Here is a 26,323-nt window from a genome sequence, read left to right as displayed (position 1 = left end):
CTGGCCGCGTTGGTGCAGCCCAAGCCCGAAGCGACGCACCTGCTTTGTTATGGTTACGACACTTATACCACCAATATCGCTTTGGAAGAAGCGCTGAAGCCGGATGTACTATTAGTCCACACGTTCGACGGTCAGCCGCTGCCCCAGGAACATGGCGGCCCTTGCCGCATGATCACGCCGCAGCTCTATGCCTGGAAAGGCGCCAAATGGATCAAACGCATCCAGTTCCTGACGGAGAACAAGCTGGGTTTCTGGGAAGAGCGTGGTTATTCCAACACGGCTTATCCCTGGCGTAACGACCGTTACAGCGATTAAGCCAGGCTCACGCCGCCGTCCATGACGAGCAGCAGCAGCACCGCAAAAGAAGGCGTCTTCCACCACTTGAGCATCGTACCCAGGATTTCAAAGTTTATAAACAATGGATGAAATCCGAATGATTGAGTTACGACTGCCTGTAATTAATTCAGCCGTAAAATTAAATAATCACCTTGATTTGTCACAACACCTGCTCATGCAACCCGTAAACCGGCTAATGAGCGGGCCATCATCAATAATAATGACGTCGTATACCGTAAAGCTTTCGGGTTCACTGCCGTATTCGGAAATAAGGCATCCGGCAGGTTAAGGTCATTGATGATCACCCTGATATAATTCCCCGCAGTTTCGAATACCCCGGTTTTGCTGGCTTCGCGCGAAACCCTTTGTGCAGGTGTAATAACCTTAAGGAGATCCCGGTGTCCGCTAAAAAATAAGGTATTGGTCGGTCAAATGCGCTTTATACTTTCCAGTAACTCATTCATTTCACGCTGGCAGCCGGTAATGACCGCAGCGGCATCTTCCTGCTCGCTTATACTCAACAAATCCCCGTCATAAATCCAGTGATCCTCCTGGTCGAACAATAATCTTCCCAATGCCAGCTCCGGTAATGGTTCATACAGCCAATAGCCGCCCGTACTGTCCGGAACGAGCTGTACCCAGCGTCCTGAGCCTGTTTTTACGCTGACGACCTTCCCGTTGAATAACTTACTCCTCATGTAAAACAAAGGTCAATAAAAAATTGTAAAAAAGTATAGTGATTTGCTAAAAATATTAGCATAGTTTTGTAGTCCCCAAATTGAAATGCTATGATAGGCGAGAAACAGGCAATCATCGACAAACTCAGGCAGGATATCCTGGCCTAAAGGGCTTTCCCCTGAGCTCCGGCTGGCGGACCGCTTTCCAATCCGTCAGCAGGTAACGGAACCGGCGGATAGATCCGCCTTGTGTAACTTACCCATACACAAACCCCTCCTTTTTCCAACAGCACACGGAGTATGCCTGCGATGACACCACCGCATGCCGCCGTTTCAACGGGCCTTCCGCTGATGAATTCATGAATGGCCCCTGTCGGAAAACCTTATGGGGGAACGCTGCTTCGAGCGGCCCGAGGCCGACATGATCGGACCCGCCGGAGCTATGTTCAGCAACGTATGCTGCTAAACCCTCATACGTTATTTCAAATTCCTGTATTGCCGCCATGTTAAAGATAAAGATTAACGCGAATAAATAACGTTACTAAATTAATTAGTAATATTGTAAATTCAAAATAGTGTAACGAAATTTACGTTACTCTCGTGAATTTCGCGGAGGACAATTTACGCACAACACCTGCTATGAAACCTAATACCGGGACCGATATACAATCCAAGCCCCGCTGCCCATCCTGTGGGCGAGCGCTCATCTATGAAATTGAAATGGCTTGGTTTTACAGGTTAGTGAACAGGTTTCATCCTGTTCGTAAGTTTTTTTGTGTAAGCTGTATGTCGGGTCGATATATATGGGATAAACGCGTCAGGCGCTAAGGGGCCTCACCGGCTAAGGCAATTCGTTCAGATGTCGGTTTACTGCTAAAAACAACTTAATTCAGCGTCTATCTATTCGCCGCTTATATCAACGGAGACTGCCTGCGAAACTTCTAAAGACGCAAAAAAACAAGGGATGGGACAAGAATTTGATAAGGAAAAAGAATAACCGGCGAATATAAATTGGAGGGTATGAAACGACCGTTTCCCGTCAATTTCGATACAGGGCTACCAATTAAGCTGAAATAACATGAAATATACAAAGAACATTTCCACCGCACCATTCAGGATGAGTTCTATGCAATTGCTTTCCTTAATGCCCTAAATATTTCTGAAAAATATCCCGGGTGCCCTCTGTGTAAAATGGATCATTAAGGGGAATGCGTCGACCCTCTTAAAATAAGTTCCGGCTGAATGATCACCTTGCTTACATCTTTAAGCCTAACTTTATTTTCCAGTTTATCAAGCAGCGTTTTGAATAGTTGTTTGGCCAGTTCATCAAGCGGCTGGGATATGGCGCTGATAGTGGGGTTGTAAATTTTAAATACGTCATGATCGTCAAAGGCTATCAGTGAAATATCAGTAGGGATTTTCAAACTTAGATCACTGATTGCCTTGATGCCGCTTAGGGCCAGATAGTTAGTAGCGAATATGATAGCATCTAGTTCGGAATGATCCTTAATAAACCGCACACATTGTTCAACGGTTGTCTCAGTATCATTTTCAAAAGATACTCTTAATACAAGCGGGCTGAGCCCGTGTTCTTCCATTGCAGCGAGATAACCTGCCTGGCGTTCGGTCATTTGCGTCTGATCAGACGATAGTGTCACCAAGGCTATTTTTTTTCTGGAGCCTTTTACTAAATACTCCACAGCATCAAATGTGCCGTTGTAATTATCAAGGCCTACATAATCGGTAGTAATGTTCGGTAAATAACGGTCAAAAAGCACAACCGGCAGGTTATCGCTGATCAATGCCCTGATTTCCTTTTCAATCCCTACCGGGGGGGTAATGATATAGCCGTCAACATGGCGGGCACGCAATAAGGTGATCAGCTCTTTTGTTTTTTCTGGGTCGTTTTCGGTACTGCAATAAATTATCTTGTAGCCGTTTTTGTACGCCAGAGCTTCCAGGTGGAAAGCGATATGCGAAAAAAAGTAATCCGATATTTTTTCGACCATCAGGCATATCATTTTGGTTTTACCGGTGCTTAGGCTTTTGGCCAGCTGGTTGGGTTGGTAACCTTTCTCTTTTACAAATTGTAGTACCTTTTCTGTTAACTCATCGCTGATGCGCTTTTCTTTTGCTTTTCCGTTTAAAATAAACGAAACAGTTGATTTGGCAACATGCAACTCATTAGCAATATCGTTAATCGATAATTTCTTATTCATTGAAGGCTCCTTTTTAATTTTTGCTGCTAAATAAAGTAAACCTAAGTAAACAAATGCAAAACCGGTTATAATCTGTCTAAAATTTTTTAAGAGAAAATATAGCGGCAGCATGTTTTTTTAACCGAATCACGCTTTATCTGATTAATTAAAAGATTTATTTTGATTTGCAAAACCGGTTTTATTAACTATAATTGCAAGCAAGTAGTCAAAAGTGAGTTATGTTATATCATAACCGAATTTTGTCGATATTTTAAACCGATTATTCAAAAAATACAAGATTTAAGCTGATAATAGCTACTTTTTGGAGTGCCTAAGTTGGTTAGTTGGCTGATTATGAAACCGGTTTTGCTATTTTAATCTACCTGCTAATATCTTAAATAAAATATAATGATAAACAATCCTGTTTTTAGTTCAGGCCATATCCTGACGGCTGATATTGGAGGTTCGCATATCACTGCCGGCATTTGCGATCTGCAGCGGGCCTTGATTTTACCCGAAACAATGGTGCGGGCTGATGTGGATAGTAAAGCCCCGGCCGAGGCGATTTTAAGTTCCTGGACGGCGGCGCTGAAAAACGCGATGAACCAACACTCCGCATTGAAGCCGGACGGCTTAAGCATAGCCATGCCTGGCCCGTTTGATTACCTTAACGGAGTATCATTCATTACTGGGCTGGATAAATATGAGGCATTGTACGGGAGAGATATAAAAGCATACCTCGCAGATAAACTTCAGTTAGCGGGATCGCAGATCCGATTCAGAAATGATGCTGAATCAACCATTGCAGGAGAGGCGACTGCCGTCGCCGGGCGGGGTTATCAGCGTGTGATGGGGGTAACCCTCGGTACCGGTTTTGGTTCGGCCGTTAGTGAAAATGGAATAACAAGGGATATCAACCTCGGTAGTAATCCTTACAAAGAGAGCGTTGCTGATGATTACTTTTCGACCCGGTGGTTCAAAAAACGCTATCGTGAGCTCACTGGCAGGCCGCTGAACGACGGGGTGAGGGAGCTTGCCTCATTGGCAAACAGCGATTTAGCAGTCGGTAAAATCTTCAGCGAGTATGCACAGAATATGGCCGGTTTCTTATCGGCTCATGTTGCTGTTCATCAACCTGAGGTGTTGATCATTTGCGGAAACATAGCCAAAGCAGGGGCCTTGTTTTGGCCTCAGCTCCAGGAGTATTTAGCCCCGCTTGAAATTAAAACGGCGCAACTTGATGAGCAGGCGGCATTGATAGGCGCGGCTGCTTTATTTAAAACCAATTATAATAAAATCATATGATGCAAAAAGTACCTTTTATCGAAAAAAAATTTGTGCTCAACTTTATTTTCGTTACTGCCCTGTTCCTGATGTGGGGTGTTCTGCACGCGATGAGTGATGTGCTGAACAAGTTTTTTCAGGGAGCTTTAAATGTTTCCAAATCCCAATCGGGGCTGATTCAGCTTTCGGTTTTTGGTGCGTATTTTGTCATGAGCATTCCTGCAGGCTATTTCCTGAAAAAATTTGGCTATAAGCCTGGGGTGTTGCTTGGTCTTGCTTTATTTGCTACAGGGACTTTTTTGTTTGTGCCGGCCGCAAACGCCGCTTCCTTCGGCTTTTTCCGGATAGCATTATTTGTGATGGGGTGCGGAATGGCCACGCTTGAAACCGTGGCACACCCTTTTGCAGCGGCACTTGGGGATCAGCGCAGCAGCGATAGGCGCATCAATTTTGCTCAATCCTTTAACGCGCTCGGGGCCACCGCGGGCCCTTTTATCGCCTCTTGGTTTTTGTTTGGCACCGCGGCGTCTGATACAGCCGACATGTCAACCGTTAAATTATTGTATGTGAGTATCGGCGGCGTATTGATCCTCCTCATAATAGCTTTTGCCTTGCTACGCGTGCCGGTGCTTGATGATCCCCATAAAGTTGTTGCCGGAAGAGACCCCGGTGCCTTGAACGTAGATATCGCCCCGGCAAAGAAATTATATCAGCATAGTCATTTTGTATGGGCGGCTGTGGCTCAGTTTTTTAACGTGGCAGCTCAGGCCGGCACCTGGGCATTTTTTATTAACTACGGGCACGAAGTAATGGGTTTTAGCGATTTGTCGGCGGGAAGGTATATGAGTATTTTTATGGCGATGATGATGGCGGGCCGCTTTGTGGGTACTTACCTTATGCGTTTTATGGCGCCAAATAAACTGCTCACCGCCTTTGCATTCGGAAATATTTTGATGTGCTTGATCGTAGCACAGGGTTTAGGATGGACGTCGTACATCGCTTTAATGATGATCAATTTTTTCTTCAGCATTATGTTCCCAACCATTTTTAGCCTGGGTTTAAAAAATCTCGGGGCGCATACGCAGCAGGCTTCCTCGTTTATTTCGATGGGCGTGGTTGGCGGAGCATTTTTTCCGTTGATTATGGGTACGATAGCTAACCATGACGTGGCCAAAGCCTACTATTTGCCGATTGTGTGCTACCTAATAATCTTTTTATATGGCTATCGGCTTTATCGCGTGAAGCAGGGATAGTCCTGATGGATCAGAAATTTTCAAATTAAGTTTGCAAAACCGGTTTTATTAGTTACTATTGTTTATTATTGCAAAACCGGTTTTCTAAATCAGCAATAACCAATTGTCTAACTAAGAATAAATAATTTGATGAATAAGTTACTCCTGAGGCTGATGGGCGCATTCGCTTGTCTGTTGGTTTTTAATGGTTCATATGCTCAAAGTATGAGCCAGCAGCAGCTTCCTGCATGGGCATTTGGTGGTTTTGTACGCCCGCAGCATATCAATCCGATTATCTCGCCAGATACTGTAGCTACATTTTATGATCCTATGCTGCACAAAAAAGTTAAATGGGAAGCTAATTATACATTTAACCCCGCAGCTACCGTGAAAGACGGTAAAATTGTGGTGCTTTACCGTTCGGAAGACCTGACCGGTGTTGAAATAGGCACCCGGACATCCCGTATAGGTTATGCGGAAAGTAAAGATGGGCTCGCTTTAAAACGGAACAGCAAGCCAGTAATGTTTCCTGGTAAAGACAGTCAGCAAGAATTTGAGTGGCCCGGTGGTTGTGAAGACCCGAGAGTGGCCGTTACGGCAGGCGGAACTTACGTAATGTTTTATACGCAATGGAACCGTAAAGTACCTCGTTTAGGCGTAGCAACGTCTAAAGATTTGATAACCTGGGTAAAACACGGGCCTATTTTCAGAAAGGCTTATGGTGGTAAGTTTTTTAATATTCCGCATAAATCGGCATCTATCCTCACTAAACTGGAAGGCGGTAAACAAGTCATTGCAAAGATTAATGGAAAATATTGGATGTACTGGGGCGAGCTGCATGTATTTGCTGCCACATCAACTAACCTGAAAGACTGGGATCCTGTTGTGGATAACAAAGGCGAATTGAAACAGTTGATCTCTCCCCGAAAAGGTTATTTTGATAGTGACCTGACCGAATGCGGCCCACCTGCTATTGTGACGCCCAAAGGCATTATTTTATTTTATAACGGGAAAAATCACCCTGGCGATGGCGGCGACAAGCGCTTTAACGGCAATTCTTATTGCGCCGGCCAGGTTATGTTTTCCAATGCCGATCCAACCAAAGCCATCGCCCGTCTTGATGTGCCGTTTTTGAGACCGATGGAGCCGTTCGAGAAAAGCGGCCAATACGTTAACGGAACCGTTTTTATTGAAGGCCTGGTGTATTTCAGGAAAAAGTGGCTGCTTTATTATGGTTGCGCCGACTCGAAGGTGGGTGTAGCCGTATTTGATCCGGCGCACCCGTCACCACCCGACCCGATACCGGCTTTATAACGCCGGCAACCTGATTTTTAAACCTAAAATGCACCCGTAATACACGGGCAGGGTATGTATTGACCTTTGTTTCGTCACCAGATAAAGATGACCAAAACCTAAATAGAAGAAAGGGAAAATTATGAAATGAGCAGATGAACAAATGATCAGTAAAAAATCCCCGGCAAAACCGGGCAAGTATTAAATAATAAACCTTAGTAATTAAGTATATGAAAAAAACTTACTGTTGTTTCATGAAATGCCTGTACCCAAAAGGGAGGGGAGCAGGTTCCGGTTTCGCCTTGGCTATAGTACTGGTTGCGCTGGCGAATGTTCCGGCAAACAGCGCTGTGCCAAACAAAAATCATAATAATACTTTATCCGGCCATATCCGTTCCATCGACTTTTCAGCATCCGGAGCTGTTATTGCCGATAGCAAGATAAGTGGTAAAGTTACTGATGCGTCGGGCCAGGCACTTATAGGCGCTACAATCAGTATAAAAAATGGCAAGGGCCAGGCCGTGACGGATGTGAATGGAAATTTTAGTTTGTCCGTTCCGGATAACGCTACACTCGTGGTATCTTATATAGGTTACCAAACGCAGGAAATTGCGGTGGCGGGTAAAACGCAGATCAATATCGTATTGAAAGAAGCTGCCGGCAACTTAAATGAAGTTGTTGTGGTTGGTTACACCACCCAGCGCAAAAAGGATCTGACCGGCGCGGTTTCCCTGGTAAGCAATAAAGATATTAATGGCTTGCCTGTGGGCGGCGTTGACCAGATATTACAGGGAAAAGCTGCTGGTGTTGCCGTGACACAAAATACAGGGGCGCCAGGCGACGGGATCAATATCCGGATCCGTGGTGTAGGTACGATCAACAATAACGATCCGCTTTACATTGTGGATGGAGTTCCAACCACAACGGGCATCAATGAAATTTCGCCTAATGATATCGAGAGCATTAATATTCTTAAAGATGCTTCATCCGCGGCAATTTACGGCGCCAGGGCTTCAAATGGTGTGGTGGTGGTTACTACTAAAAAAGGGGCTTCTGGCAAAGCCAAATTGAATGTTAGTGCTTACACCGGTGTGCAGACAGCACAACACCTGATCAAGATGGCCAATAACGCGCAATATGTGAAAGCGTTCAATGCCGCCGCCGCCAATGACGGACGCGCTATGATCTCAGACAGCCTTGCCCGTACATTATCTGATGTAAACTGGTTGAAGGAGATCCTGAAACCGGCGCGGGTAAGCAATGGTTCACTATCGGTTAGTGGTGGGAATGAAAATTCGCAATATATTGTGTCTGCCAATTATTTCAGCCAGAATGGTTTGATCAAAAACTCATCTTTCAACAGGTTTAACCTTCGCACTGCTGTAAACAGCAATGTTACCAAATACCTGAGGTTGGGAACTAACGTAAACCTAAGTTATGCTAAAACAAGGGTTGTGGGCACGTCTGGTGATGGCTACAGCGGGGCGGCCGCAAGTATTGTAAGGTATGCTTTGTTCCGTACTCCCGGCACGCCCGTTTATAACGAGAATGGCCAATTAGTGGACTTGCCGAAACAGAGCGCTACTGTTAATGGCAACTTTTTAGGTGACGGTATCAACCCGGTTGCCCTTGCGCAGTACAGCAATAACAACAACTATAATTACTCGGTACTGGGCGATGCTTTTATGGAAATTACCCCCGTTAAAGGGTTGAAGCTCAAATCCGATGTTGGTTTAAACCTGATCCTGACCGACTATAAGCAGTTTTTTGAAACTTTTGGTATCGACCGCTTTTTCAATTCACCTAACTCACTCGCGCAGTCGCATAATAATAACCTCAATTATAACTGGACCAATACTGCTACTTATGACCTTACCCTGGGTAAAAATGTGATCAATGTTTTGGCTGGCTCCGAATTGATCAAGCAAGACCAGCAGGGTATTTCCGCATCGCGGACAGGTTTTATTAACCAAACTCCAACTTTCCAATATTTGGATGCCGGCACTTTATCAACCGCACTAAATGGTGGTGGCGAATCGCATATGGCTTTGTTCTCACTGTTCGGAAGTTTACATTACCAATATGATAATAAATACCTGGCCAGTATCAGCTACCGCAGGGACGGTTCTTCGCAATTGGATCCTTCTAACCGGTACCAGAGTTTCACTTCGGGATCTTTGGGATGGCGAATTGACCAGGAAGATTTTATGAAAGGGATTAAGCCGATATCAACATTGAAACTGCGCGCGAGCATTGGCCAGTTAGGTAACGCGAGTATCGGCACTTACCCATATACCTCAACCTTTGGCAATGGGTTTTATTATCCTTTTGGCGGTGTGACCAATCAGGGTTATAGCATCACAACCAAAGGTAACCCCAAAATCCGCTGGGAATCGAGCACACAACAGGACGTTGGTTTGGACATCGGTTTTTTTGATAACGCTTTATTGTTAGGTGCGGACTATTATATCAAAAAAACATCCAATATGTTATTGTTCCTTCCGCTGCCAAGTAGTGCGGGAAACGGCGGCAACCCTGCTGTGAATGCGGGTAATGTAAGCAACAAGGGCCTGGAACTTGAGCTGACTTACAAAAAGACTTTAAATGCCAACTGGAGTTTCAGCGTAACGGGGAACTTTGCAACAGTAAACAACAAAGTAACCGCGCTGGCCAACGGCACACCTATAGCGGCAGGCCGTATCGATAACAATTATTACGGAACGTTAACGGCAGTAGGGCACCCTATCGGTGAATTTTACCTGTTGCAACAGGAGGGGATTTTCCAAAATGCACAACAGGTATTTACGCACGCCTACCAGGGGCCGGGCATTAGGCCGGGAGATGTAATGTATAAGGATTTGAATGGAGACGGTGTAATTGATGATAAGGATAAGACCTTTGTAGGAAGCCCGATACCTAAGTTTACTTATGGGCTTACGGCTAATGTTTCTTTCAAGGACTTTGACCTGAGCCTGTTTTTTCAGGGCGTGCATGGCAACAAGATCTATAATCAGGTACTCACCGATATTGAGGGTTTTTACCGTCCATTCAACATTACAGAACGCGCAGCTACGCAAAGCTGGACAGGAGCGGGATCAACTAATAAATTCCCATTGTTATCATGGTCTGACGGCAATAATAACAAGATGCCATCTACCCGTTTCCTGGAAAGCGGTTCGTACATGAAGCTTAAGAATGTGCAGTTGGGCTATCGCCTAAGCAAAGGCGCACTAAGCAGCCTGGGCTTATCGGCAGTACGTGTTTATGCAAGCGCTCAAAACCTGTTAACGTTTACTAAATATACCGGCCTTGATCCGGAGCAGTATAACAACAGCAACAACGGCAGTACCGTAACCGCGGTAGGTATCGACTGGGGAACATACCCATCGGCACGAACTATCACATTTGGTATTAATGCTAATTTTTAACCTGAAAATATATAGCGATGAAACATATATATATCTATTTAAGTGCCGCTTTGTTAATGGCCAGCGGGTGTAAAAAGGCGCTCGATCAGCCGGTGCTTGGCCAATACCAGGGCGATAATTTTTTCACCAATGATGCCAATGCCAAACTTGGGGTAAATGCGGCCTACGCACCACTTACTTTTACCGATCCATCTTCCAACACGCTTTGGGTTTTGGGCGACCTGGCATCAGACGATGCCATTAAGGGTAGTAGCGACGGTGACCAGGGAGATTTCCTTAGTATTCAGAATTTTAATATCAATCCGGCAAATTCGGCAGTGGAAGGCCTTTGGAAAAGATATTATGACGGCGTTTTCAAATGCAATGTAGTAACCGACGGCTTACCGGCAAGTAATAAAGCAGTATCTGACGCGGTTAAAAATGACGTGGTAGGGCAAGCTGAATTTCTGCGCGCTTATTACTATTTTAACTTAACTGTTGTTTACGGCGATATTCCGTTGCACCTTAAAGTGGAAACACCAGAGGAGTTGCAAAGTCCCGCATTACCCCAGGCACAAATTTACGCGCAGATTGAGAAAGATTGCACAGCGGCAATCGCTGTTTTACCTGCCAGCCGTACCGGTGCCGATATAGGCCGCGCTACCAAAGGGGCAGCACTGGCCTTATTGGCCAAAACCTATTTGTTTGAAAAGAAATGGGCGCTTGCTGCCTCTACAGCAAAAGCGGTAGAAGATTTAGGCGTTTATAGCTTATTGCCTGTTTTTGCTGATAATTTCAGGGCTGCTACCAAAAATAATTCAGAAGCGGTGTTTTCTGTATTGCATACCGCGGGTCTTGTGCCTTTTCAGGGCAATAATCTGAACGCTTGGTTCGCGCCTCGTCCTCTTAATGGTTACGGCTTTTATTTACCAACTCAAAGCCTTGTAGATAACTTTGAAACAGGTACCACCGGCGCTGTTGACCCTCGTTTGGATTACAGTATCGGCAGGGCAGGACACCCTTATTTTGACAGTGCTTTTGATCCGGTATGGACCACTACGGGCTATGTAAGTAAAAAACATACCCAACCTTTATCAGAAGTTCCGGTGAGCACCCGCGGCGACGGAAACCTGAATTACCAGGCCATCCGCTTTTCCGAGGTTTTATTAATCGAGGCCGAGGCATTAAACGAAGCTGGTAATAGCGCGGCCGCATTGGTGCCGTTGAACAAAGTTAGGAAACGGGCCCGTGAAAGCTATTTGTATGATTCTTCGCTCCGTGGCTTCGGTACGGTTCCGGCAGGTTTGCTACCGGATGTAACTATTACAGATCAGTCGCAGCTCAGGGATGCTATTCGCCGGGAACGGCGTTCGGAACTGGCATTGGAGTTTCATAGGTTCTTCGATATTATCCGTTACGGGACGGCTTATGCCTCTTCTGCCCTGAAAAATAAACCGAATTTCAGTTACACCACTAACCAGTTTTTCCCGATACCTGAAAGCGAAAGGCAGACTAATTTTAAACTGGGTAAATAATGATCACTCGTTAAATTCTTCATCATGAAACAGATAAAAAATTCCATAGCCGGATTCCTGGTGCTCATCATCGCGTTGAGCCTGGCTCCGTCCTGCAAAAAGAACAGCGAAAAGCCGGATTACAACAGTGATAAATCAAAGCTCAATACTAAAATAGATTCGCTTACAGTGGTTTACAATGCAGCTCTTGAGGGTAAGCAGGCCGGTGATTATTCGCCGGGAGCAAAAGCCGAACTTCAAACCGCGCTTAAGCTGGCTACAGAAGTAAAGAACGGCACTTTTACGCAACAGCAGGTTAACAACGCGCTGGCCAACCTTAACCGTGCTGGTGTACAATTTGAAGTTAACCTAATCCAGCAGATCTCGGCAGCCAACCTGATCGCCTCCTGGACTTTTAATGGTAACGCCAAGGATGTATCCGGAAACGGTAACGACGGCGTTCTGAAAACCGGGTGGGTTGGGGCATACGGGGTGCCGGCTACCGACGGTGGGACCTTGCCTGTGCTTACAACAGACCGTTACGGCGCAGCCAACAGTGCCTATGATTTCAACAAGGGGGCTTACATCGAGGTGCCTTATCAGGCGGCTTTACGCCCGGCAAGTTTTACCATTTGTGCGTGGATCAAACCGCATGAAGCCAGTAACGGTAATTATATTTTTTCTCTTGATCGCTGGAATGGTTATAAATTTCAGCTACAGGGCGGTAACCTGCCTTTCCTGACCGTGATGACCACAACCGGGGATCATGACCAGGACGACGGTGGGGCTTCGGTCCAACTTGATAAGTGGTCGCACCTGGTGGTAAGTTTTACCAATGGTACCGCGAAGTTTTATATTGATGGTGTACTGGTAAAAACGGCTAATGTTACCGGCGATCCAACCGCACTGGTCAACCCGCCACCGGTATCTATCGGGAACGAAATGCCTAAAACAGCTTATAACTTTACGGATCCAAACAGTCCGAACGCCTATTATGGCGGTAACTATTTTATAGGCGCTATAGATGATCTGCACCTTTACAACAAAGTTTTAAGCGATAACGAAGTCAAGTCCCTTTATACTATGGAGCAACCGTAAAACGTATTTTACCCCTGACTAATCACTGCCCCTGTTAATAGCGCGGATAAAAGGTTGCCTGTTTCAGGCAGCCTTTTGTTTTTGATCAGCAGCATTCAGAATGGTCCATTTGCTATACCCAAAAGGCATCTTATAGGTCAATGATTGAAATTACGCAGCCTAAACCCAGCGCCAACCCGAAATTGGCGTATTACTGGATAAACCAAACCTGATTGGACCCTGTTGCAATTTTTAAATGACCACTTTTGGCATTAGCCTTCAGGTTTTTACACTAAAGAACTATTTGGTAAAGGGTGGTCAACGAAGTTGGTTTATCCATCTGCAGCTGCGATAACCCCTTTAATATTTGAGATTTTTTCAATGTTGGTTAATTTAAAGGGATCAAAAAAAGATTATCTTATTTGCTGATATGCGGATTGCTGGCCAAGGGTTTCAAACTTGTCTTTATCGACGACAAGATACCCGATGCCCACAACCTCATCGCCGATGATCCCGAACTCAAACAGGTTGTTTTCTTTGATGACTTTTTCGGTTCGAACATTTACGAAATCCTCAACCCAAGAAATTCAGAAAGCGCGCTCATCAGTTTGATAGAACGGGTTCGCAGTCTGAAAAACAAATACCTGATCCTCACCAGCCGCACCACTATTCTGAAACAGGCCGAGTACAACTACGATAAGTTTGCCAGGTCGCGTCTCGGTGCAGTCTCCAATTACGAAGTACAAAGCCTATTCGAAATTTGATAAAGCAAGGATACTGTATAACCACCTGTATCATTCCGATTTACCCAACGAGCAATTGAAAGTGTTCTTTGTGGAAAGGAACTATATGAAGATCATCGAGCACGATAATTATTTTCCGAGATTGATCGAGTTTATCACCACCTCTGTAAATCTGGAAGGCTATACAGGTAAAAGACTTGTTGAATTTATTTTTTCAAAGCTGGATCATCCCGACCAGATATGGGAGTCTGTTTTTGAAAAGCAACTTCGTGACACCGACCGGTTTTTACTTACTACCCTTTTTAGTTTTGGCGGCAGCCGGATACCCAGCAAAGTACTGGAGAACGCTTTTGAAAACCGCTTCAGATACGAGATCCTTCATAATGGACATAAGGCCGGAACAAATGATTTCAAAACAACACTGAAGAGACTTTTAGATGGTTTGATCACCGGCCATGCCGATTCAGAAGGCACGGTTTACAGTTTCATTAACCCATCGGTTAATGACTTCCTGATCAACTATTTGAACGAGAGCCCTTCAGAGCAAAAAAGGATCCTCTATTCGGCAACCTACTTTGAACAGTTATATTCTGTATGTTATGGAGATGTTGACCACCTGATCACTATATGGCGATAATATTTTATGTGCCTGAGCTAATAAGGGTAGGTGAGAAGTTGAATTCGTTTTCTGACGATTTATAAATATCCATTCCTTCCCATCTATACCAGTTTTGATATCTGATCTTTTTAGATTTTTTACATCAGCGTAAGCAAGACCTGTATAACAACTGAATACGAAAATATCTCTGACTAGGCAGAGAGCTCACCTCTAAATTTGAAACGCTGAAATAACGGAGGATTAAAAGATGCATGCAGTACAAAAGTCCGGGGACCAGTTGACAACATTTTCCAAAAGTATCCGGAACACGCTGGTGCTTTTTTGGGGAATAGCAGACCGTTTTTGCAACATTTTCAATTAACTTTCGTCTTTAACAAAACCGCATAATGAAAAAATCAGCAGCGCTATTACTTTTTGGACTTGGCTTAACAACCGGATTGAAGGCGCAGGATATTATGCCAAAGGATTCGATAGAGACGCGCTACCTGACGGCACAAAAAAAACTTGGCACGAGATTTTCAGATAGGTTTTATCCTAATTATGTGCGCTTGCATCAGCTTGACGAAAAGGCCTTTGCCGCGAAGATCGATTCTGCGGCCAAAAGTTTTAATGCGCTGCTCGATACCTATCAATCATTGCTGCAGCCTGCTTATGCAGCCGCCCAGCGATTCGAGATCAAGCTATACTTTGATAAAATACTGATCGAATATCCCAACAATCATGAGATATATACCAATCAGCGCCCGGGCAGCTACTCTATGATCGACAAAAAGGTCCAGGGCGATCTGGCGGTTTTTAACGATCCTGCTTTGCTCGGTAATTCAGACCTGGAACCCTTCATTCAAAGTTTCCTAGGGTACAAGATCAACTCGGAACTCAACAAATCCAGGTATCAGGGACTTTATAATAAGCGGCTTTATGCTATGTGGAGCCTGCTGCCGAAGTATTTCAAGAACAGACAATGTTTAGCGTTCCATCAATACCACCTTTTGCTGGACCATATCACGCACAACGGTTTCAAGCATACAGAGAAGCTTTATGAGCTGTTCAAAGAACAATGCGGGGATACATCTTTCAGATCAAAGCTGGAACAGGTATACCGTGACGCGCGGCATGATCAGGAAGATCACCTCGTGCGGGAATACAAGCGAATTGGTAATTATGGCCTGGACATCCACGTTTTTGATAATCGCGGCGGGACAACAACTAATCAAAAGCCGGTCATCGTTTTCTTTCACGGCGGCAGTTGGTCGGAAGGACAACCGTCCTGGCACTTTGAGGCCTGCCGCAGATATGCAGCGAAAGGATGGGTAGCCTGTTCGGTAGAGTATCGTATTTATGGATCCCAGGGCACCCTGCCATTCGCAGCGGTGATGGATGCCCGATCCGCGATCCGCTGGCTCAGGGAACATGGCAATGAACTTGGTATAGACACCGGGCGGATCGTGGCTACAGGTAATTCAGCGGGCGGGCATTTGGTCCTGGCTACGGCATTAGCTAGCGGCTGGAATGAAAAAACCGACCATCTGAATTTCAGCCCTGTGCCAAATGTGCTTTTGGTCAACTCTGGTGTGTATGATCTTACAGATGATAAGACCGCCTGGATCAGGAAGGACCTCAAAAATAAAGACCTCGTTAAAGGGATCTCGCCCAATGAGTTGATCAGAAAAAACTTGCCGCCAACTTTGCTGATCCATAGTATGGCGGATCAGAATGTTCCTTACCCCTCAGCGTTGAAGTTCGTTGACTTGATGAAAGCAGCCGGGAACGCTCCTGAACTGAAAACGCTCGAACAAGGCGGCCACTTTATTTTTGACCATCCTGCATATACCCCGTCCGTCTTTGCCTGGCGAAAAGAGTTTTTAAAGCGCCTCGGGTATCCAGGCACTGACGGTGAATAACTGGAATTGCCTATACATGCAGCAAAGGCGCATAGAGCCGATGGCAAGGTTTTTAAACTGCCTCCTGAAATTTACCTTTTTTGTTACTGCCAAATATCATGTCAATGAAAAACTATTTTATACTATCGATTCTGTTTTTTTATCATGTTCGAACCCCTACCGACTGCTTTGCGCAAAATAATCAGCCGTTCCATACTGGGTTTCTGACAGAAAATCCTTTGAAAAGCCATCTGGACTCCCTGGTTGACCAACGGGGTAGGGCTCATTTTAAAGATAAACGGGCTGTAGGCCTTTCATTGGGCATCGTTATAAACGGAAACGCGTCATATTACAACTACGGTGAGACCCGGGCGGGAAACAGCTGCTTACCGTCAGAAATGACCTTCATGAGATCGGTTCCATGACCAAAAGCTTTACGGGGATTTTGCTGGCGCAAGCCGTAATCGACAAAAAAATAGCGTTGGACGATGATATCCGTAAGTACCTGAAAGGCGATTACCCGAACCTTGTCCATCAGGCCACGCCGATAAGGATCAGGGACCTGACCAATCATACTTCCCGCATCACCCGCATCTTTCCGAATCTGCGGGAAAGAGCAACTAGCAGCAGTTGCAGGCTGACCACGTGAAGAAAGCAAGCGGTTTACGATCGTAGTTCCTAACGGCAAGATCGGGCCCCGGTACCGCGCCAGCATAACTTTCAATGGGCAACTGTTCGGCGAAGGAAAGATGCTTGAACCGGCAAAAATATACCAGCAGGCAACCAGTTTCCATCAACAACACCCAACACTATTACCCTGATTCCATGACAAAACGATTGATACATATTCTGATCCTTTTAGCAAATGGGACGTTTGTGACCGCACAGCATCTTGCTGGAATGAAGAAAAGCGGTATGCAAACACATCAGGAAATGATCCGCAAGATCCCTTACCTTCTGTATTTTCCCAAGGACTACGATCTGGATTCGGCAAAGCGGCATCACTTGGTGATGTTTCTTCATGGGTCAGGTGAAAGCGGCAGCGATCTCGAAAAACGATTTTAACTATAAACAAAATGTAGGTTTTAAAGAAAGCTGGTCTGTTAAATAGGTCTCTTTAATCACCCTCGACAATGCTATGTTTAAACTTTACAGATGGGTATGTGAAACCTCCAAAAAAATAAGTTAGATAACTTCGATACCAATAAGCTGTACAAGCTCAGAACCAATATTACTTTATTTTCTTTTTATTAGCTATTTTAATCCGGATAATTAATTGTTGAAAAATGGAGGATGCACTCATGGCTGAGGTAAACTTCTGACAAAACACGAATGTTACATAATTACTTTAAATATTTAAACATTACGCCTATTGAGGAGCGTTGGGGTATGTTTGTTACAGCTGTGGGTTATTCAAAAGTTGAACCTAATGATAATTATCCTAACCAAATACACCCGCAAAGTCATCATTTAACCTGGAACAGGGGGCGTATATTAAATGATTATTATATTGTTTTTATTTCAAAAGGTAAGGGCGTCTATGGTTCGGCGTTAACCGAACCAACTGATGTAACTGCTGGTACATGTTTTTTCCTGTATCCAGAGGTATGGCACCGGTATAAACCAGACCCTAAATCGGGCTGGGAAGAATATTGGGTTGGGTTTAATGGCTTTTATATAGAGCAATTAATGGCCAATGGTTTTTTTGACAAGCAAACCCCCTTTGTTTTTTTAGACTTAAATAAAGATATACTGATCATGTTCCGTAACTTAATTGAAGCTGTTCAGGCTTCTTTAACCGGTTATCCTCAGTATATTGCCGGTATTACCATGCAAATTTTAGGACTCATCAATAATGTAGCCCATCATCATCAGGAATATAATAATGACCCGGTCGGGAAATTAATATCAAAGGCAAAATTTATTATCCAGGAATCATTTGAAGATGCCCTGGATATGGAAAAACTGGCCATGGAGCTGCCTATGGGGTATTCTTCTTTTCGTAAGGCTTTTAAACAAATTACTGGTGAATCGCCCAATCAATACCATTTAAATTTACGGCTTTCAAGGGCTAAAGATCTGCTTACATCTACAGTTTTAAATATCAACGAAATAGCCTATCAAACCGGGTTTGAATCTGTTTTTTATTTTTCAAAATTGTTTAAAAAGAAAAATGGCGTTTCTCCAAATGCCTTTCGAAAAAACATCGATCAATCATTTTAAACTATACCTGTCATTCAATAAATCTTTCATAAAGTTATTGATCGTGAACTGATCTACTACTGGCTTACCGGTAAAAGGAATGGCAGGCATGTATGGCACAGGGCCAAATTCTGTTGTAACAGGTAATACCTTAGTATTAACTTGTTTGTTGATAGCTACAATTTTATCCCACCAGCCAAGAAACTTATCCAAGGCATACTTCCATTCCGGTGCCCGGGGATCTGCAACCTGCGGCCCCTGTTCAAAACCAACACGCGCATGAATATGACGGCTTCGTTTAATAGCTTCATCAACAATGGTTGCAAAGTTTTCCAGCATACTTTCTGTAACGCATACCCAGTGCGAAAAATCTGCTGTTATATTAAAATCATTACGCAGTTCAAATATTGTATTGATCATTTGTGGAGAATATCCCAACCGCCCACGGTGCGTTTCGTGCGCGATAGTGATCCCTGTTTTTTCTGAAAACTCCTGTGCTGCATCCACAAGCTCCAGGTTTTGCCGTAATGAAAAATAATCCCGGCCGGTATGAGAGTTGATCAGCAGCGGACCTGGCTCTGCGCATTGATAGAGGTTTTTAATAAATGATTGTTTAAGCTTTTTAAAAGTACTCCCTTCAGCGCTATGTTGATGGCTTACCATATACATTTCGTGCTGTTGCAAATAATCAAACAGAACGCGCTTATCATCCAGGTTATTCGGTATCCAGGTATCTATTCCATCATATCTCGCTGTTCTTATCTTATCCAGAAATGTCTTTAACTCCAGTTGCTCATGTCCCCATAGCGGACTAAGTATCTTAATTTCCATAGCCGATGCTCATCTTTTCTGAAGCTCCGCTAATGCGATGGGTTATTGAAATATCGCCTTTATCATCACTCTTTACCTTTTGAACCGCTTTTCCATTAATAGAAACTATATAATTTGCATTCGGTTTCAATTGCTTAATAAGATAAGTGAGCGCTTTTGCCGACGGTTTGGTTGCTGTCTGCTGCCATTCCATTTTAACATTGCTCCATTGGCTTACGCTGATAGTTAACGGCTTGTCTGTTGTGATTTGTAAAGAAGCTACGGGATTGCTGCCGTTAAAATAGCTCAGTTGATTTTTGGTGGCGTTAAAGCCAAAGTTTTTATTACAAATAACCTTAAACCGTTGATTCGATACCGCATAGCTATCATTATCAAGGTTAACAGTTAAGCGCTGATCTCTGAAATTATATTTCAGCGCAGTACCTTCAAGTTCCGGTGTAATATGCGGGTCAAGATAAAAGCGATTATACAATGGATTTACGCCGTAGATAGCTTGATATAACCCTACTATAGAAAGGCTGTTGCCAGACAAAATATCATCGCCCAGGCCATCCTGTTTCAGACGGCCATATCGTTGAAATGCAAGGCCATCTTTACTATACCGATCCAGCACGTTTTTCACATACTTAACTGCCAATGCCGGGTTATAACTTGCATAGGCTTTAACCCCAACGGCTCCCCATGACAAAAACAAATCGCCATTTTCATATCCGGGGAAAGGCCATTGCCAGTCCTTACCTTCGCCGGGAGCATATGACGTCATAGCAAGCGGCCAAAAGAAAAGATTTTCCTTTTGCATTTGATTCTCAATATTATCAAGGATAAGCTTTTTCCGGCTATCATCATCGCAAATATCATAGGCAATGGCCATAAAATTAACCGGAGTAACCATGTTGCGGCCGTGAATGGTTTGGTCTTTGTCTCGCCAGTGAATATAACATTTGTTTTCGTCGTCCCAGAAACCACCCTGGCTGGTTGATTTGTTAAAGCTTGTTTTTAATTTGGCGGCAAAGTTTTCATAGTACTGTGCTTTAGTGTGATTATTTAGCTGGTTTTCAATATCAGCCCATTTTACGAGCGCGTGATAAAGATTGGCGTTGACAAAGGCATTTTCATACGATGCCCAGATAATGTCTATCCAATCGCTGCTTTGTTTTTGCGCCTGGTTATCTGTCATCATTTCGACAAGGCCGTTATTATTGCTGTCTCGTTTAAGTATCCAGTCTAAAGCTTTCTCGCATGATAGTTGATGGGTTTTTACCCACGCTTTATCCCCAGTCATATCATACAGCTCGGCAACGTTGGTTACGAAATCGGGGTTCGAATCCACGAGTATTCCCCATTGTGCTTCGTAAAAACCATATTTATTAAATTCCCCAGGCATGGCATCCTCATTGGTATAAGCCCATCGCGGGTACACCCGCCCGTCGGGTTTTATCGCATGGTCACGATAAAAATCAAGACAGCTCTTATAACCTTTCAAATAATTAGGGTCATTGATGCCTAAGCCAAGCTGAGCAATATACTGTTCGTGCAAGCACACAGGTCCGTAAGGGGTATGCCAGCTGTTGCCGCCAAAATGCAGCGAATCAATTACGCCAATTCGGGCAATTGTACTTAACACAGCATTTACCTGATCTCCATTTATCCCCGCCAGTTTACCGCGGCCATATTTGTCATTATAATCAAAATAGCTGAATGTTAAACTTTGCGAACTTTTACCGGCTGGTATATTAAAAGCAGACCATACATCAGTGGCTTTCCGTATAAAACGGCGCCTGTTAGTGCCACTGTCTGTGTGTGGTAGCATTTCCTGGTTAGAAACAGTAACTGTATAAGCCAGTTTATTTTCATTTGTACGGGTATATTTCATCGCTACCTCTTTGCCCGGTGCATCAACCGTTATGTTTAAACCTATACCATTTTTGCTGTTCCAAAAGCTGGATGACCGGGTGTGAACACCGTAAGTGCATAGTGGCTCATTAAATAAATAAAACCAGGCCAAGCCACCGTAACCCTGATACGCCCCGTTCCAGGTATTGATGTCGTCAAAATTAAAAACGGGCATGGCCGCTTCATCTACCTTAACTTGTTTTGAGAGCTTTCTTTCAATAAGCCATTTTATGGATTTGTCTTTTTTTATAAAAGTCCAGCTCTCATTAATAGTTAAATCCTTATCGCCGTAACTGATACCGTCAATCTTGTAACTATCAGCGGTTTTTATTAGCATTGGATTACTTTTTAAATGCAATGAAGAATAAGTTATACCACCTGCTTTTATTGAAGTATAGATACCATTTGCACTGCTAATCACCTTTTTGCCGTTAATTACCAGCGATGTGACGCTCGCTTTGTTATTATAATTAAGCACCATGCTAAGCTTTGGTGTACTTATCGTAATTGTTTTAGGCTCGTCGGTTATTATTTTGTGAGTTGATTTTGCAGATCCGGTTAATGGCTCCAGCATCGCTAAAATAAATATCAGCTTGATATATACTCTTTTGATAAACATAGGTTGGTTATTTAATGGGAGATAAGGAATCGTAAAAGATAAAGTTAAGGGTTTATTGGTTCTTGTGGTAAATTAAGGGGTTTTGGTCATTGTTGTTTAATACATCACCTATTTTTAAACTAGAAAATGCGTCATCATTTAAAATATTTTGAATACCATTAAAAGTACTTCCATCAGGCATATAGGCGCAGGTCATGGCTCGTCTGTAACCTGGTGTCATATTTGCATGGGCTCCGTGTATGGTAAGCCCGTTGTGAAACGAACAACTGCCAGCTTTAATTGGTGCAGCCACAGCTTTAGTTGTTTTAAATTCGGGATAGGTTGTGAAAATGGCACCCATGTTTTTGCCGATACCAGGGTTTTCAAAAGTTGTTTGCAGATAGGAGCCTGGTATGAAGAAGAGGCAGCCGTTTTCATACGTTGCGTCATCAAGTGCCACCCAGATAGATAATGCCCGGCGGTCGCTAAATGACCAGTAGGGGGTATCCAGGTGCCATGATGTAGGGTTGGCCCATGGTTTTTTAATGAGTGCCTGATCATGCCATATCCTTATACCGTCAGCGCCCGATAATTGTGCTGCCATTTTGCCCAACCGTTCGTCGACCATAATCTGTTTAATTTTATCATTATCCTGCCATAGGTTAATTAACTGGTCAAAAACGTTGTCATAATAGGATTTGTCGGCATCATCTCCTTTGCCATAAACCTCTTTGCGATCGGGCATTTTGTTGCCGTTTCGGTTTGCAACTGCCTCATCAAGGGCTGTTCGCCAAAAATCAAGCTCATCTGGTGAAAGGAAATCTTCTACTACTAAAAAGCCATTATGGCGGTATTGCGCAATGTCCTGCGGCGATAGCTCATTTTTCATTTAGTTCTAAAATTGGTTTATGAAATCAAAATTATAATGAAAGCTATTTCAGCAGTTATTACATGAAGGGCTTTTTTTTGTACTTTTTGATATATCTGTTTTTAGGTAACTGATAGTGATCTTATAACGATCTTATAAAAAACTACTTATTGCATAATTATCAAAAAGTACAAATTAATGTCCAAATAATGTATTTAAAAATTTAAACTATCGAATAATTTTGATGTAACAATTATATACCAATTCATCCGGCCGAACCATCTAACCAGCCGCGATAAGAATAAATTACTAATAAAACTGATTATGAAACAAAGCATTACTGCAACAGTAAGTCATTTTTGGTTCTCAGGTAGTCCTCCTTAACAGGTAAAGAAGATTGTTCTAAATCTTTTAATAATCCGGAAATCTAATATTGAGTGATCCGGTTTGCTATGAACTGAGCAACCCAAAAAATCCAAAATTCTGAAAGCCAATAAAAAAAATGCCATCAATACATGGCCTGGCTTTGCTATGCCAAAATTTAAGCAAACAATAACCAATTAATTAAATCTCATGAAAAAAAAACTTTTACTTTTTAAACCGTGGAAGTACAGCGCGCTACTCATGTTGGCGCTACTCATGTACCTTCCTTTACGGTCGCAGGGCCAGGTTGCAGTTACCGGCACTGTAAAAGATTCGGTAAGTTCCGAGCCGGCCGTAGGTGTTTCTGTTTCCTTAAAAGGTACAACAACAGGCACCCAAACAGATCTCAATGGTAGGTTTAAAATTAGTGCACCGGTTGGCAGCGTGTTAATATTCAGGTATATAGGTTATAAAGAACAACAGGTTACGGTGCAAAACTCCGATATGATTAATGTGCGGTTAGCCGCTATATCACAAAATTTAAAAGAAGTAGTGGTTGTGAGCTATGGTACGCAAAATAAGCGTGAAGTAACCGGCGCCATAAGTCAGCTAAAAGCTACCGAGGTTAAAGATATGCCGGTACCTAATATTGGCCAAAAATTACAAGGTAAGCTCGCCGGTGTGCAGATCAATCAAAATTCAGGAACCCCGGGTGCAGAAATGACGTTCCGCATCCGTGGTGCGGCATCCATTAACGCGGGCAATAACCCACTGGTTGTTATTGATGGTTTTCCATCCGAAAGCGGGCTTCAAACCCTAAGTCCTGATGAAATTGAAACTATTTCGGTATTAAAGGATGCATCGGCTTCTTCGTTGTATGGTTCACGTGCAGCCAACGGCGTTATTTTGGTAAACACGAAGCAAGCTAAAACTGGTCAGAAAAGCCTGGACTTTAGCGCTTATACAGGTGTACAGTCAGTCCCGGACAGGGGCAAGCCCGACCTTATGAACCCCCAGGAATTTGCACAGTATAAAAAGGAGTATTATGAGGATGCCGCCAGATACGAAGGCTACACTGGAGGAGTACCTACGGTTTATCAAAACCCTGCTCAGTACGCCGGTAAACCTGGTACAAACTGGTTTGATATTTTATTACGTAATGCAGTTACTCAAAATTATAACCTGGCTTTTGCCTCGGGCACAACAGATCTGAAATCGGTTGTCAACTTGAACTACAACAAGCAGGAAGGCGTAATGCTCAATTCGTATGATGAACGCTTTACTGCCAGGACTAATAATATTTACACAGCATCTGACAGATTAACAATCGGAGTTAACTTGGAGGTATCCTATGGTAATAACCAGGTGGTGCCTGGTTTGGATAACGGACGTAATATCATAGAAAATGCCTTTTTAATGGATCCTACACTAAACTATAAAAACCCCGATGGTTCCTATCCGTTGTCGTTTTCGCAACCCGGTATGTTCCCAAACCCCAACTATTACCTGGTGTTAACACAAATAGTTAACAAAACCAAAGCAACAAGAGTAATTGCCAACGGATTTGCCGAAATGAAAATTATTGATGGTTTAAAGTTTAAGACAACCATAAATGTAAACACCGACAATACTACTAACCGGCAATTTACACCATCTACGGCACAAGGAGGACTAGGCAGCGCGCCGCCGCAACCGGCTACGGGGCGTTATGGCAGCAGCAGCTTTACTACCTGGCTAAGTGAAAATACGCTGAAATATCAAAAAACTTTAGCAGGCAAACATAATTTTGATGTGTTGGCAGGTTACACCTATCAGCGATACTCGAGCGAGAACAGTTACATTGATGCCAGTCAATTCCCTGATGATAACATTCAGTGGATTAACGCGGCAACAACCCGGATAGGGAATATTGATCCCAATAACTTCGGACAATGGTCGTTATTGTCGTATATCGGTCGTTTTAATTACAATTACGACAGTAAATATCTTGTTTCCTTTGCTTTCAGGCGAGACGGCTCTTCAAAATTTGGGGCTAATAACAAATACGGTAATTTCCCTTCGGTATCATTAGGGTGGGTTGCCTCTGACGAAGCATTTTTGAAGAATGTAAAGCCTATAAACTTTTTAAAACTAAGGGCCAGTTACGGTAAGGTTGGTAACAATAATATTGGCAACTACACCTACCTGGCTTCGGTTAATACAAGCAATTATGTTTTCAGTAATCAGGTTACGCCTGGAAAAACGCTTAGTGGCATAGGCAATAACGATTTAACCTGGGAAACCACCACCAGCTATGACTTAGGTTTAGATCTTGAAATGTTTAACAGTAGGTTGTCATTTACCTATGATTATTACTGGAAAAAAACCGATGGTCTGTTATATGGGATAGACATTCCCGTTCAATCAGGGTTTACAACCATCACATCCAATGTGGGCAGGTTTGATTTCTGGGGGCATGAATTTACCATTGGATCAAAAAACCTTGTAGGGGCGTTTAAATGGAATACTAATTTCAATATTTCATTTGACAGGAACCTTGTTAAAAAACTGGGCACCAATGATGCACCTATTGGCGGTTACAATGAATACTGGGATGATAACAGGACAGCTGTTGGCCATCCAATAGGCTTGTTTTACGGCTATATCAACACCGGTGTTTACATGACCCAGCAGGAGTTTGATACACAACCACATAATGCTACAGCCATGGTTGGTACAGCCCGTTTTAAAGACGTTAGCGGACCAGATGGTGTTCCTGATGGTAAAATTGACAGTTATGACAGAACCTATATCGGTAACCCGAACCCAACCTTTGTTTATGGTATTACCAACAGCTTCTCCTACAAAAACTTTGATCTAAGTGTAGTAATGGCCGGTTCAGTCGGGAACGATATTGCCGATGATGCGTTTCAGTCGACAGAAAATCTTGATGGCGTATTCAATGTAAGAAAAGGTGTGGCCAATCGCTGGCGGTCCGAAGAAGATCCCGGTGACGGCATATATCCAAGAACAAGAAGCGGAACCACTGCCGATTTCAGAAACTTTACCAGCCGGCAGGTATTTAAGGCAACATATCTTGCTGTTAAAAATATTACGCTGGGCTATACCTTGCCAGTTAAAAAGACCAAATATTTCAGAAGTTTCAGAGCTTATCTGAGCGCGCAAAATGCATTCATTTTCTCTAAATATCCAGGGCTTAACCCCGAGGCCGGACTTGCAGGCTTAAACGGGCTAAACCAGGGCCGCGATTTTACCGGTTATCCTATCCCCCGGGTATTATCAGTGGGTATAAATGCGGGTTTTTAATG

Annotated in this window: 19 protein-coding genes; 13 read left to right on the top strand and 6 right to left on the bottom strand. The window is 43.5% G+C overall.

Features of this window, described 5'->3' with window-relative positions:
- A partial coding sequence (locus BLS28_RS15630) for a molybdopterin-dependent oxidoreductase (protein ID WP_176844482.1) occupies nt 1–315 on the top strand: 315 nt, incomplete at its 5' end.
- A gap of 449 nt (nt 316–764) precedes the next feature.
- Here the strand turns inward: BLS28_RS15630 and BLS28_RS15620 are convergent.
- Nucleotides 765–1,034, bottom strand: coding sequence for a hypothetical protein (locus tag BLS28_RS15620; protein ID WP_091169036.1), 270 nt, complete (start codon nt 1,032–1,034; stop codon nt 765–767).
- 1,178 nt (nt 1,035–2,212) lie between these two features.
- Nucleotides 2,213–3,232 carry a LacI family DNA-binding transcriptional regulator gene (locus tag BLS28_RS15610; protein WP_091169089.1) on the bottom strand — a complete coding sequence of 340 codons (1,020 nt, stop codon included), beginning with the start codon at nt 3,230–3,232 and terminating at the stop codon, nt 2,213–2,215.
- Nucleotides 3,233–3,619: 387 nt separating this feature from the next.
- Between BLS28_RS15610 and BLS28_RS15605 the strand changes: the two genes are divergently transcribed.
- The 9 genes from BLS28_RS15605 (at nt 3,620) to BLS28_RS15560 (ending at nt 16,281) form a co-directional block, all read left to right on the top strand.
- On the top strand, nt 3,620–4,516 hold the full coding sequence (locus tag BLS28_RS15605) for an ROK family protein (RefSeq protein ID WP_091169030.1): 897 nt from the start codon (nt 3,620–3,622) through the stop codon (nt 4,514–4,516).
- The gene (gene fucP, locus BLS28_RS15600) at nt 4,513–5,748 is read left to right on the top strand and encodes an L-fucose:H+ symporter permease (RefSeq protein ID WP_091169028.1); all 1,236 of its coding nucleotides are present in this window, start codon (nt 4,513–4,515) and stop codon (nt 5,746–5,748) included. The genes BLS28_RS15605 and fucP overlap by 4 nt, the downstream gene beginning before the upstream one ends.
- Nucleotides 5,749–5,877: 129 nt before the next feature.
- Complete coding sequence (locus BLS28_RS15595; RefSeq protein ID WP_091169025.1) at nt 5,878–7,041, top strand: beta-1,2-mannosidase; 1,164 nt, start codon at nt 5,878–5,880, stop codon at nt 7,039–7,041.
- 209 nt (nt 7,042–7,250) lie between these two features.
- Complete coding sequence (locus BLS28_RS15590) at nt 7,251–10,448, top strand: SusC/RagA family TonB-linked outer membrane protein (protein ID WP_091169022.1); 3,198 nt, start codon at nt 7,251–7,253, stop codon at nt 10,446–10,448.
- A gap of 17 nt (nt 10,449–10,465) precedes the next feature.
- On the top strand, nt 10,466–11,962 hold the full coding sequence (locus BLS28_RS15585) for a RagB/SusD family nutrient uptake outer membrane protein (protein ID WP_091169021.1): 1,497 nt from the start codon (nt 10,466–10,468) through the stop codon (nt 11,960–11,962).
- Between the two features lie 24 nt (nt 11,963–11,986).
- Complete coding sequence (locus BLS28_RS15580) at nt 11,987–13,039, top strand: LamG-like jellyroll fold domain-containing protein (RefSeq protein WP_091169017.1); 1,053 nt, start codon at nt 11,987–11,989, stop codon at nt 13,037–13,039.
- 380 nt (nt 13,040–13,419) lie between these two features.
- Nucleotides 13,420–13,782, top strand: a complete 363-nt coding sequence (locus tag BLS28_RS15575) for an nSTAND3 domain-containing NTPase (protein WP_369596628.1) — start codon at nt 13,420–13,422, stop codon at nt 13,780–13,782.
- 70 nt (nt 13,783–13,852) lie between these two features.
- The gene (locus BLS28_RS15570; RefSeq protein ID WP_143020781.1) at nt 13,853–14,398 is read left to right on the top strand and encodes a hypothetical protein; all 546 of its coding nucleotides are present in this window, start codon (nt 13,853–13,855) and stop codon (nt 14,396–14,398) included.
- 368 nt (nt 14,399–14,766) lie between these two features.
- Nucleotides 14,767–16,281 carry an alpha/beta hydrolase gene (locus BLS28_RS15560; protein ID WP_091169006.1) on the top strand — a complete coding sequence of 505 codons (1,515 nt, stop codon included), beginning with the start codon at nt 14,767–14,769 and terminating at the stop codon, nt 16,279–16,281.
- Nucleotides 16,282–16,615: 334 nt separating this feature from the next.
- Here the strand turns inward: BLS28_RS15560 and BLS28_RS31685 are convergent, their stop codons facing one another.
- Nucleotides 16,616–16,918: a hypothetical protein gene (locus BLS28_RS31685; RefSeq protein ID WP_256337451.1), complete on the bottom strand. Its 303-nt coding sequence runs from the start codon at nt 16,916–16,918 to the stop codon at nt 16,616–16,618.
- A gap of 167 nt (nt 16,919–17,085) precedes the next feature.
- On the opposite strand from BLS28_RS31685, the gene BLS28_RS15545 reads away from it, so the two are divergent.
- Both BLS28_RS15545 and BLS28_RS15540 read left to right on the top strand, forming a co-directional pair.
- The gene (locus BLS28_RS15545) at nt 17,086–17,325 is read left to right on the top strand and encodes a hypothetical protein (protein WP_091168997.1); all 240 of its coding nucleotides are present in this window, start codon (nt 17,086–17,088) and stop codon (nt 17,323–17,325) included.
- Nucleotides 17,326–17,592: 267 nt separating this feature from the next.
- On the top strand, nt 17,593–18,483 hold the full coding sequence (locus tag BLS28_RS15540) for a helix-turn-helix domain-containing protein (protein ID WP_091168994.1): 891 nt from the start codon (nt 17,593–17,595) through the stop codon (nt 18,481–18,483).
- On the opposite strand, the gene BLS28_RS15535 is transcribed toward BLS28_RS15540, so the two are convergent.
- From BLS28_RS15535 to BLS28_RS15525, 3 genes are read right to left on the bottom strand one after another with little or no spacing between them, the layout of a single operon-like run.
- Nucleotides 18,475–19,293 carry an apurinic/apyrimidinic endonuclease family protein gene (locus tag BLS28_RS15535; protein WP_091168993.1) on the bottom strand — a complete coding sequence of 273 codons (819 nt, stop codon included), beginning with the start codon at nt 19,291–19,293 and terminating at the stop codon, nt 18,475–18,477. The two genes, BLS28_RS15540 and BLS28_RS15535, sit on opposite strands and share 9 nt — an antisense overlap.
- Nucleotides 19,283–21,805, bottom strand: a complete 2,523-nt coding sequence (locus tag BLS28_RS15530; protein WP_091168990.1) for an alpha-L-rhamnosidase-related protein — start codon at nt 21,803–21,805, stop codon at nt 19,283–19,285. The genes BLS28_RS15535 and BLS28_RS15530 overlap by 11 nt, the downstream gene beginning before the upstream one ends.
- A gap of 52 nt (nt 21,806–21,857) precedes the next feature.
- A complete protein-coding gene (locus BLS28_RS15525; protein WP_091168986.1) occupies nt 21,858–22,673 on the bottom strand; it encodes a phytanoyl-CoA dioxygenase family protein in 816 nt (271 codons plus the stop codon).
- 552 nt (nt 22,674–23,225) lie between these two features.
- Between BLS28_RS15525 and BLS28_RS15520 the strand changes: the two genes are divergently transcribed.
- Nucleotides 23,226–26,321, top strand: coding sequence for a SusC/RagA family TonB-linked outer membrane protein (locus BLS28_RS15520; RefSeq protein ID WP_091168982.1), 3,096 nt, complete (start codon nt 23,226–23,228; stop codon nt 26,319–26,321).
- The last annotated feature ends 2 nt before the right edge of the window (nt 26,322–26,323 follow it).

The sequence above is a fragment of the Mucilaginibacter gossypii genome (assembly GCF_900100945.1).
Lineage (GTDB): Bacteria > Bacteroidota > Bacteroidia > Sphingobacteriales > Sphingobacteriaceae > Mucilaginibacter > Mucilaginibacter gossypii.
This window is presented reverse-complemented; position numbering and strand designations above follow the sequence as displayed.

Excerpts from the sequence above, each read along its gene's own strand:
- BLS28_RS15525 (WP_091168986.1), bottom strand. The coding sequence starts at position 22,673 with ATGAAAAATGAGCTATCGCCGCAGGACATTGCGCAATACCGCCATAAT.
- BLS28_RS15530 (WP_091168990.1), bottom strand. The coding sequence starts at position 21,805 with ATGTTTATCAAAAGAGTATATATCAAGCTGATATTTATTTTAGCGATG.
- BLS28_RS15545 (WP_091168997.1), top strand. The coding sequence starts at position 17,086 with ATGACAAAACGATTGATACATATTCTGATCCTTTTAGCAAATGGGACG.
- BLS28_RS15590 (WP_091169022.1), top strand. The coding sequence starts at position 7,251 with ATGAAAAAAACTTACTGTTGTTTCATGAAATGCCTGTACCCAAAAGGG.
- BLS28_RS15580 (WP_091169017.1), top strand. The coding sequence starts at position 11,987 with ATGAAACAGATAAAAAATTCCATAGCCGGATTCCTGGTGCTCATCATC.
- BLS28_RS15620 (WP_091169036.1), bottom strand. The coding sequence starts at position 1,034 with ATGAGGAGTAAGTTATTCAACGGGAAGGTCGTCAGCGTAAAAACAGGC.
- BLS28_RS15540 (WP_091168994.1), top strand. The coding sequence starts at position 17,593 with ATGTTACATAATTACTTTAAATATTTAAACATTACGCCTATTGAGGAG.
- BLS28_RS15585 (WP_091169021.1), top strand. The coding sequence starts at position 10,466 with ATGAAACATATATATATCTATTTAAGTGCCGCTTTGTTAATGGCCAGC.
- BLS28_RS15520 (WP_091168982.1), top strand. The coding sequence starts at position 23,226 with ATGAAAAAAAAACTTTTACTTTTTAAACCGTGGAAGTACAGCGCGCTA.
- BLS28_RS15535 (WP_091168993.1), bottom strand. The coding sequence starts at position 19,293 with ATGGAAATTAAGATACTTAGTCCGCTATGGGGACATGAGCAACTGGAG.
- BLS28_RS15595 (WP_091169025.1), top strand. The coding sequence starts at position 5,878 with ATGAATAAGTTACTCCTGAGGCTGATGGGCGCATTCGCTTGTCTGTTG.
- BLS28_RS15605 (WP_091169030.1), top strand. The coding sequence starts at position 3,620 with ATGATAAACAATCCTGTTTTTAGTTCAGGCCATATCCTGACGGCTGAT.
- fucP (WP_091169028.1), top strand. The coding sequence starts at position 4,513 with ATGATGCAAAAAGTACCTTTTATCGAAAAAAAATTTGTGCTCAACTTT.
- BLS28_RS15610 (WP_091169089.1), bottom strand. The coding sequence starts at position 3,232 with ATGAATAAGAAATTATCGATTAACGATATTGCTAATGAGTTGCATGTT.
- BLS28_RS15560 (WP_091169006.1), top strand. The coding sequence starts at position 14,767 with ATGAAAAAATCAGCAGCGCTATTACTTTTTGGACTTGGCTTAACAACC.